We start from the raw sequence: 9,372 nt of genomic DNA on the forward strand, positions 1-9,372 counted from the left end.
GGTGCGCGTCCGCGCCCGTGAGCACTTTCCCGTGTCATAGGGCGGATTAGTGCTCACGAGCGCGCAGCGCACCTATGAGGTGATGTCCTTCCGCCGGAACCACCACACCGCCGTCACGCCGAACGCCGTCGCCCACACCAGCCCCGCGAGCACCCCGCGGGCGACGTCGCCGGCGTCCACGTCGGTGGCGAGCAGGTCCGCCCACGCGAACGCGTAGTGGGTGGGCAGGGCGTCGCGGACCGAGCCGAGCGCGTCGATGGTGTCGAGGATCTGGGAGAGGATCGAGATCAGCACGGCGCCGCCGACCGCCCCCAGCGGCGCGTCGGTGACCACCGAGAGCAGCGTCGAGACCCCGGCGACCCACGCCAGGTTCAGCGCGAGGTAGACGACGACGAGCGCGAGGCGCAGCACCGCCGTGCCGTACGGGATCGTCTCCCCGGTCGGCGCGCTGTAGGGCCCGTCCCCGTAGACCAGGGTCCCCAGCGCGAGCGCCACCAGCGGGAGCACGACGAGCGCCGTGGCCGAGAGCAGGCCGGCGACGATCACCTTCTGGCGCAGCAGCCGCACCCGCGGCACCGGGATCGCGAGCAGGTAGCGCAGCGACGACCACGACGCCTCGCTCGCCACGGTGTCGCCGAAGAACAGCGCCACGACGACCACGAAGAGGAAGCTGGCCGAGGAGAACAGCGCGAACGTCGTGAAGTTCGCTCCGGAGGTCTGCGCCAGGTCGGTCAGCGACACCCCCGCCTGCCCGGAGGAGGAGCTGCCGACCGAGAACGCGATCCACAGCACGAACGGCAGCAGCGCCGCGAGCCCCAGCGTCACCTGCGTGCGCCGACGCCGCAGCTGGCGCAGGAGCTCGACGCGGACCGGCAGCGTCGACCCCGACGACGCGAGCCGCGGCCCCAGCCGGTGGTCCGAGAGCTCGGAGCTCACGAGGGTCCCTCCTCACCGATCAGGGCCAGGAACACGTCCTCGAGCCGGCGCCGCGGCCCGACCCCGACGACGTCGATCCCGGCGTCCACGACGCGGCGCACCACCGCGGCACGCTCGGTCGGCCCGGCGTCGCGGCCCAGGTCGACCACGACGACGTCGTCGCGGTCGCGGTCCGCCTCCGCCGCGTGCTCCCCGGCGGCGACGAGCGCGACGGCCCGGTCCCGCTCGGCGGGCGGGACCGAGATCGCCATCTGTCCGCCCGCGACGAGCTCCGCGACCTCCCCGGTGGCCACCACCTCGCCGCGGTGCATGACGACGACGTGGCTGCACGTCTGCTCTACCTCGGCCAGCAGGTGGCTCGAGACGAGGACCGTACGTCCGCCATCGCTCGCGTACCGCCGCAGGACCTCCCGCATCGCGTGGATCTGGGGTGGGTCCAGGCCGTTCGTGGGCTCGTCGAGCACGAGCAGGTCGGGCAGGCCGAGCATCGCCTGCGCGATCGCGAGCCGCTGGCGCATGCCCTGCGAGTAGGTCTTCACCGTCCGGTCGAGCCCCGTGCCGAGCCCGGCGATCTCGAGCGCCTCGTCCATCCCGGACTCGGCCAGTGGCCGTCCGGTCGCGGCCCAGTAGAGCTCGAGGTTGGCCCGCCCGGACAGGTGCGGCAGGAACCCGGGGCCCTCGACGAACGACCCGAGCCGGCCCAGCACGGGCGAGCCCGGCACCACCCGCACCCCGAACACCCGCAGCTCGCCCGAGGTCGGCCGCACCAGGCCCATGAGCATCCGCAGCGTGGTCGTCTTCCCCGCGCCGTTGGGGCCGAGGAGCCCGAGGACCTGGCCGCGCTCGACCCGGAAGGCCACGTCGCGCACCGCCACGAAACCGTTGCGGTAGGTCTTCGCGAGGTCGGAGACGACGAGCGGGACGTCGACGAGGTCCGCGTCGACGGCGAGGTCGCCGCCGGGCTCGAGGTCCCGACGACGCCGCCGCGCAGCCACCACCCGCCCGACGACGACCGCGACCACGACGCCCGCGAGCAGCAGGCCGACCGCGACGACGGGGCCGAGCGGCACGCTGGTCCCGCCCGTCTCGACGCCCGCGACGCTCGGGACGGACAGCGCGGCGGGCACGGTGCGGTCGAGGTCGATCCGGTAGACCGCCGGGTCGGGCGGGGACGCGAAGCCCTGGTCGGTGGTCGCCAGCGCGACCTCCAGCCGGTGCCCGGCCGCGACGGTGGCGACGACGCCGGGCAGCGTCACGGTCACCGGCACCGCGGCCCCGTCGGGCGGCAGCGCGGGCAGCCGCAGCGGGGCGACCGCGGAGCCGAGCAGCGTGCGGGTCGGGGCGGCGCCGTTCGCGCCCGGGGCCACGTCGTAGACCTTCCCGAAGAGCACCGGGCCGGTCGTGGGGCTCGTGATGCCGGGCCTCGCCGCGGTCGGCGGCGCGGCGACGGTCACGCGGACCTGCGGCGACCCGGACAGCACGGTGCGCCCGGGCAACGGGTCGGTGGAGAAGGTGGCCGCCTGGCCCGGGAGGTCGGACGCGAGCCGGCCGAGGATCGAGGACGCCCCGCCAGAGCTCCCGGAGCCGCCGCCGGAGGAGGAGCCCGGACCGCCCGACGACCCGCCGGCCGCGCCCCCGGCGAGCGCCGTGAGGCCGGGCACGCTCGAGATCGAGCCCGGGACCCCGCCGGCGGGGGAGACGACGGTCTGCGCGGCGCCCGAGAGCCCCAGCGCCGTCCGCGGCGCGGGCGGGGACCCCGACAGGCCCGGGTAGCCGGGCGCGGTCATCGTCCGCTGGGTGGGGATGGCGCGGCTGCGCACCCCGGAGGGCAGGACGTAGGTGAACGTGGTCGGCGGCGCGGACCCGGCGCCCTGCAGGTAGTGGTCGAGCCACCCCTCGACGCGCGCGTTCGTGCCGTCGTCGGGGGACCCGCCGTCGTGGCCGCCGTTGAACCACGCGACGGCGACGGTGCCGCCCCCGGCCGCGATCTGGCGGGCGGTGGCGTCGGCCTGGTCCAGCCCGAAGAGGGTGTCGTTCTCGCCCTGGACGAGCAGCGTGGGCGCCGTGATCCGGCCGGCCACCGAGGCGGGGGAGGCGGCGGCGAGGTACGCGGCGAGCGTTGGCGGCTCGCGCCCGGTCCGCACCGCCTCGACGTAGCCCGCGCAGACCTCGGGGAGGAACCGGCCGCACACGTCGGGACCCGGTCCGGAGGCGGCCCGCGACGAGCCCGACCCGATGCCGAAGAACAGCGACGCCCAGGACCGCTTGAACACCCCGTCCGACCCGCCCGCCCCGGGAGCGGGCGTGGCCGCGGCCGGTGGTGACGCCGCGCCGTCGTCGGGGAAGAGGGCCTGGCCGAGGTCGTTCCAGGTGATCAGCGGGACGGCGGCGTCGACGCGGCGGTCGTAGCCGGCGAGCAGCAGCGCGAGCGCCCCGCCGTAGGAGCCGCCCATGACCCCGACGCGCGGGTCCCCGGGTCCGTCGAGGCGCACCTCGGGCCGCGCGGCGAGCCAGTCGACGAGCTGGGAGGCGTCGGCGACCTCGTAGTCGGGGGCGTCGAGCGCGATCTGCCCGGTGCTCGCGCCGAAGCCGCGCGCCGACCAGGCGAGCACGACGTAGCCGCGGGCGGCCAGCGAGCGCGCCTCGCCCGCGACGGCCTCCTTGGTCTGCCCGAAGCCGTGGGCCAGCATCACCGCGGGCGCCGGGGTGCGGGCCGGCAGGTAGAGCGTGGCGTCGAGCGACTGCGGCTGGGTGCGCCCCGGCCCGTCGTGGACCTCGATGCGCAGCGCCTGCTCCCGGGGGGCGCCCGCGTCCTGCGCGAGCGCGGCCGGCGCCACCGGCGTCCCGAGCGCCAGCAGGAGCGCCACGAGCGCGGGCACGACGACGGCCGCGATCCGACGAGGGCGCTCCACCTCGCAGACCCTAGGTGGGGACGGTGTGCTCGGCGTGCGGAGCGGCGCGTGGCCACCCTGCGCGTGGGATGTGACACCCGGAGTGAACCCGGCCGTCCGTCGTGGGATAGTTCCGATCAGGAGGGGAGTATCCCCAGACGGCCTGCGCGCGCCTCGTCAGCACGACAGCGGAAAGATGTCCGGGGCGCACGACGCCGCGGCCCGAGCCCGGGCCGCCGGCGCCGGGAGAGACCTCCGGTGTGGATCACGACCACCCACCGGAGGAGAAGTGCGCCCCGTGCCCGTCGCAGCGCCCCCCGTGCCCGTCCTGCCCGGCCCGCCCCTCGGCGACGAGCCGTTCTGGATCTGGGCGGTGACCCTCGTCGGCCTGCTCGCGGTGTTCGCGCTCGACCTGTGGGCCGGGCGCCGGGCGCACGAGATCACCATGCGCGAGGCCGGGCGCGGCGTGGCGATCTACGTCGGCCTCGCGGTGCTGTTCGCGGCGGCCCTGCTGGTGTTCGGCGGCCGGCACGACGCGACCGCCTTCATCGCGGGCTACGTCACCGAGTACTCGCTCTCGGTGGACAACCTCTTCGTCTTCCTGCTGATCATGACGACGTTCGCGGTGCCGCGGGCGTTCCAGCACCGCGTGCTGCTCGTCGGGATCCTCATCGCGCTCGTGATGCGCGGCGGGTTCATCGTGGCCGGCGCGGCGGTGCTCTCCGAGTTCTCGTGGGTGTTCTACCTCTTCGGCGCCTTCCTGCTGCTGACCGCGGTGAAGGTGGTGCGCGGCGAGGACGAGGACGCTCCGTACCGGGAGAACCTCCTGGTCGGCGGGGTGCGGCGGGTCCTCCCGGTCACGGAGGACTACGACGACGGCAAGCTGACGGTCGTCCGGGCCGGGCGGCGGATGGTCACGCCGATGCTCATGGTGATGATCGCGATCGGGCTGACGGACCTGCTCTTCGCCCTCGACTCCATCCCCGCGATCTTCGGGCTCACCAAGGACGCGTACATCGTCTTCACCGCTAACGCCTTCGCCCTGCTCGGGCTGCGCCAGCTGTACTTCCTGCTCGACGGGCTGCTCTCGCGGCTGGTCTACCTGCAGTACGGGCTGGGGCTCATCCTCGGCTTCATCGGGATGAAGCTGGTGCTCGAGGCGCTGCACACCAACACGCTGCCGTTCGTCAACGGCGGCCACCCGGTGCCGGTCCCGCTCATCGGCATCGAGGTCTCGCTCGGGTTCATCGTCGGTGTGCTCGCCGTCACCACGATCGCGAGCCTGCTGCGTACGCGGCTGCGTCGGGGCGCCACGCTCTGAGCGCTCACGGCGCCCCCGCGCCCGCGCTGGCACTCTCGACGGGGACGACCCGGCGCGGACCGGGTCGCGGGGCACGGACGGAGCGCGGTGGCAGCAGTTCTCGACCGGCGACGGGACGACGGGGCCGGACCGGCCTCGCCGGGCGGCGCCCGTGGCGGCCGCCCGCCGATCGCGGCCGTGCGGTACCGGCGGTGGGCGGTCGTCGTCGGGGTGCTGGCGCTGCTCGTCGCGGTCCCGGCGGTCGTCTCCGCCTGGCCGGTCGACCCCGACCCCGCCCTGACCCCCGCTGCGCTCCGGGACCGCGTCACCGCCTCCGGCGACGTCCCGTGGACCGGCTACGCGGAGGCCTCCGGTGGGCTCAACCTGCCCGAGGTCGCCCAGTTCTCCGACGTCACGACGCTGCTGACGGGCACGTCGCGCCTGCGGGTCTGGTACGCCGCCCCGGACTCGGGCCGGGTCGACCAGCTCTACCCGACCGGCGAGCGCAGCCGCTACACCACGCCGACCGGCCAGGCCGTCTGGGACTACGGCGCCCAGCTGCTGACGCTGGTGCGGCGTGACCCGACCGTGCGCCTGCCGCGCGCCGACGACCTGCCGCCCCCGCAGCTGGCCCGCCGGCTGCTCTCCGGGACCTCCCCGGACGACCCGGTGGTCGCGCTGCCCGCGCGCCGGCTCGCCGGGGTGGACGCCGCCGGGTTCCGCGTGACCGTCTCCGACCCCCGCACCACCGTCGGCGCCCTCGACGTGTGGGCCGACCCCGCGAGCGGATTGCCCGTGGCCGTGGAGGTGCGCACGAAGGACGACGCCGGGCGGCTCGCCGCCGGACCAGTGGTCGTGAGCACGATGCTGGAGCTGGACGAGGCGGCCCCCGACCCGGCCGTCCTCGTCCCGCAGGCGGGGCCGGGCGCGGGCACCACGCGCAGCCCGACCTCCGACCTCTTCGGCATCCTGGGCCGCGGGAACCCGGCCGCGGTGCCGGCCCGCGTCGACGGCACCGCGCGGGAGCGCCCGCAGCGCGGGTTCGCCGCGATCGGGCAGTACGGCACGTCGCTGTCCCAGCTGGTCGTGGTGCCGCTGCCCCCGGACGTCGCGACGTCGCTGCTCTCCAACATCTCCCGCGCCGGCTCCGCGGCCCGCACGCTGCCCGTGGACCCCCCGGGCGCGGCCCGCGGCCAGACCGGGAGCGCGCAGGGCGGGGCGCTGTCCTCGCCGCTGCTGCAGCTGGCCGTGGTGCGCGTCGGCGACCGCGCCTGGGCGATCGGCGGGCTGGTCCCCGACGCGGTCCTCGACCGCGCCGTCGCCGACGTCGCCGGGAGCGTCTCGTGAGCACCGACCGCGACGAGGCGACCTCGGCCGCCACCCGCACGAACGGGACGCCCGACGGCGGGCTGCCCGCGCAGCGCGGGCCGGGGCGCCGCGCCCCGGCGAGCCCGCTCGGAGCCCCCGCCGTCGACGCCCCGCTGGTCATCGAGACCCACGGGCTGACCAAGCGCTACGGCCCGCACACCGCCGTCGACCGCGTCGACCTGCACGTCGAGCGCGGCGACCGCTACGGCTTCCTCGGCCCCAACGGCTCGGGCAAGACGACGCTGGTGCGGATGCTGCTCGGGCTGGTCTACGCCACGCGCGGGACGATCCGGGTGCTGGGCCGGGAGGTCCCGCAGCAGGTGCACGAGGTGCTGCCGCACATCGGCGCGATGGTCGAGGGTCCGGCCGCCTACGGCCACCTCTCCGGGCGGGCGAACCTCGACCTGCTCGACGCGTCCGGCCCCGGCGGCCGCTCCGGGCGGCGACGGCGGGTCGGCGAGGCCCTGGAGCGGGTCGGGCTCGCCGGGATCGACCGCCGCCCGGTGCGCACCTACTCGCTCGGGATGCGCCAGCGGCTCGGGCTCGCGGGCGCGCTGCTCACCACCCCCGACCTGCTGATCCTCGACGAGCCGACCAACGGCCTCGACCCCCACGGCATCCGCGAGATCCGCGAGCTGCTGGTCGAGCTGAACGAGGAGGGCACCACGGTGTTCCTCTCCAGCCACCTGCTCACCGAGATCGAGGCGCTGTGCACCCGCGTCGGCATCGTGGACCACGGCCGGCTGGTGCTCGAGAAGCCGCTCGACGAGGTCCGCCGCGCCACCGGGCGGATCGTCGTCACCACGCCCGACGTCGAGCGCGCGCTGGCCGTGCTCGGGCGGGCCGTGGCGTCGCGCACCGCCGAGGGCGGGCTCGTCGTCGTCCCCGCGGACGGCGACGGGGCGCAGGGGCTGGCCCGCCACCTCGTCACCCACGACGTGCGCCTCGACGCCCTGGAGCCCGAGCGGGTGAGCCTGGAGGACGTCGTCGTCGAGCTGACCGGGCCGGGGAACGACAGTGCGACGGCGACGGACCGCGGGGGCCGGCGGTGATCGGCGTCGAGCTCCGCAAGCTCTTCCGGCGCCCCCGGACCTGGGTGACGATCGGGCTGCTCTGCCTGCTGCCCGCCGTCGTCGCGGGGTTCCTGGCCTCGACCCGCATCGCGCCGCCGGCCGGGCAGGGGGCGGCGTTCCTGTCCGCGGTGCTGCAGTCCGGGTCGCTGTACCCGGCGGCGGCGCTCGCGCTGGTACTGCCGATCTTCCTGCCGGTGGCCGTGGCGGTCGTCGCGGGCGACGCGGTGGCGGGGGAGTCTGCGGTCGGGACGCTGCGCTACCTGCTCGTCCGCCCGGTCCGGCGCACGGCGCTGCTCGGGGCGAAGCTCGTCTCGGTGATCGCGTTCGTGGTGGTGACCGTCGCCGCGGTGGCGGGCACCTCCTACGTCGTCGGGGTGACGCTGTTCGGGGCGGGCGACCCGGTCGCGGTCGTCAACGCGATCCCGCAGATCGGCGGGTCGAGCGGGGGCTCGTCGGACGCGGGGTCCGCGGGGTCCTCGGGCGGGACGGCCAACGGTCCCGCGGCGGCCGCGCCGGCCGCTCCCGGCGCCTCGCCTCCCGCGTCGGGCACGCCCGGCACCGGGTCCTCGACGGCGCTGGACCCCACCGAGGCGCGCGACCGCGCCGAGGACTCGGTCTCCTCGCTGTCGGGCGACCCGCTCTCGCCCGCCGACCTCGCGCTGCGCCTGCTCGGGGCGATGGGCTACATCACCATCTCGATGCTCGGTGTCGGGGCGATCGCGCTGTTCCTGTCCACGGTGACGACGTCCTCGCTGGGCGCGACCCTCGGGGCCCTGGCCGCGCTGATCACCTCGCAGGTCCTCGTCACCCTCGACGCCGCCGCCTCGGTGACCCCGTACCTGCCGACCCGCTACTGGTTGGCCTGGATCGACTTCTTCCGCGACCCGATCTTCCTGCGCGACATCCGCTCCGGCGTGCTCGTCCAGCTCGCGTACGTCCTGGTGCTCATGGTCGCGGCGTGGGCGAACTTCACGACGAAGGACGTGGCTCAGTAGGTGCGCTTCGCGCTCGTGAGCACTTGTCCGTGTCATAGGGCGGAAAAGTGCTCACGAGCCGGAGGCACCTAGGGTTGCGTCTCATGCCCGTCGCCCAGTCCGGAGTGCTCGCCCTCGGCACGTCCTCGCACGCCTACCTCGAGTTCGACCGGCTGCCCGGGACGTCGGACGCCGCCCTGGCCGCCGGGCTCGCGGAGCTCGTCGCCACCGTGAAGACGACCGGCGCGACCGGTCTGGTGGCGGGCCTGCGCCCCGAGCTGTGGGGGGCCGTCGCGCCGGACGGGGCCCCGGACGTGCACGGCTACGACGAGGCCGTGGTCGGCCCGGACGGGTTCACCATGCCGGCCACCCAGCACGACCTCGTGCTCTGGGTGACCGGCGGCGGCCGGTCCGTCGTCTTCGACGCCACCACCCACGCGGTGTCCGCGCTCGGCGGGGTCGCCACCCTCGCCGACGAGACCGTGGCCTGGTCCCACCACCACGACCGGGACCTCACCGGCTTCGAGGACGGCACCGAGAACCCGGCGTCCGGCGAGGCCGTCGGGGTCGTCTCCGTGCCCGACGGTCGGCCGGGCGCCGGCGGATCGGTCCTGCTCCTACAGAAGTGGGTGCACGACAGCGATCAGTGGTACGCCCTGGACCGGGAGACGCAGGAGAACGTCATCGGGCGGACGAAGCCCGACAGCGTCGAGCTGGACCCGAAGCCCGACGACGCCCACGCGGCCCGCACGGACCAGGACACCTACGGCCACATCTTCCGGCGGAACACCGCGTGGGGGGAGACGGCCTGGCACGGCACGATGTTCGTC

General features: G+C 75.6%; 7 protein-coding genes. 5 read left to right on the plus strand and 2 right to left on the minus strand.

Translation table 11 applies throughout. The annotated features are described in order from the left end of the window. Window positions 1-72 precede the first annotated feature (72 nt). Both AC0CYZ_RS28285 and AC0CYZ_RS28290 read right to left on the minus strand, forming a co-directional pair. Window positions 73-936 (minus strand): ABC transporter permease, encoded by an 864-nt coding sequence (locus AC0CYZ_RS28285; protein ID WP_472221439.1) that lies wholly within the window; start codon window positions 934-936, stop codon window positions 73-75. Further along, window positions 933-3,848, minus strand: a complete 2,916-nt coding sequence (locus AC0CYZ_RS28290; RefSeq protein WP_472221440.1) for an alpha/beta fold hydrolase — start codon at window positions 3,846-3,848, stop codon at window positions 933-935. The genes AC0CYZ_RS28285 and AC0CYZ_RS28290 overlap by 4 nt, the downstream gene beginning before the upstream one ends. Window positions 3,849-4,125: 277 nt before the next feature. On the opposite strand from AC0CYZ_RS28290, the gene AC0CYZ_RS28295 reads away from it, so the two are divergent. From AC0CYZ_RS28295 to AC0CYZ_RS28315, 5 genes are all read left to right on the plus strand, one after another. Next, window positions 4,126-5,148 (plus strand): TerC/Alx family metal homeostasis membrane protein, encoded by a 1,023-nt coding sequence (locus AC0CYZ_RS28295; protein WP_472221441.1) that lies wholly within the window; start codon window positions 4,126-4,128, stop codon window positions 5,146-5,148. Between the two features lie 87 nt (window positions 5,149-5,235). Next, entirely contained in the window at window positions 5,236-6,474 is a 1,239-nt protein-coding gene (locus AC0CYZ_RS28300; protein ID WP_472221442.1) for a hypothetical protein, read from the plus strand. Beyond that, complete coding sequence (locus AC0CYZ_RS28305) at window positions 6,471-7,547, plus strand: ABC transporter ATP-binding protein (RefSeq protein ID WP_472221444.1); 1,077 nt, start codon at window positions 6,471-6,473, stop codon at window positions 7,545-7,547. Before AC0CYZ_RS28300 ends, AC0CYZ_RS28305 begins: the two co-directional genes overlap by 4 nt. Then, window positions 7,544-8,563, plus strand: a complete 1,020-nt coding sequence (locus tag AC0CYZ_RS28310) for an ABC transporter permease (RefSeq protein WP_472221445.1) — start codon at window positions 7,544-7,546, stop codon at window positions 8,561-8,563. The genes AC0CYZ_RS28305 and AC0CYZ_RS28310 overlap by 4 nt, the downstream gene beginning before the upstream one ends. Before the next feature lie 83 nt (window positions 8,564-8,646). Further along, a partial coding sequence (locus AC0CYZ_RS28315) for a Dyp-type peroxidase (RefSeq protein ID WP_472221446.1) occupies window positions 8,647-9,372 on the plus strand: 726 nt, incomplete at its 3' end.

It is taken from the genome of Actinomycetospora sp., assembly GCF_055612215.1.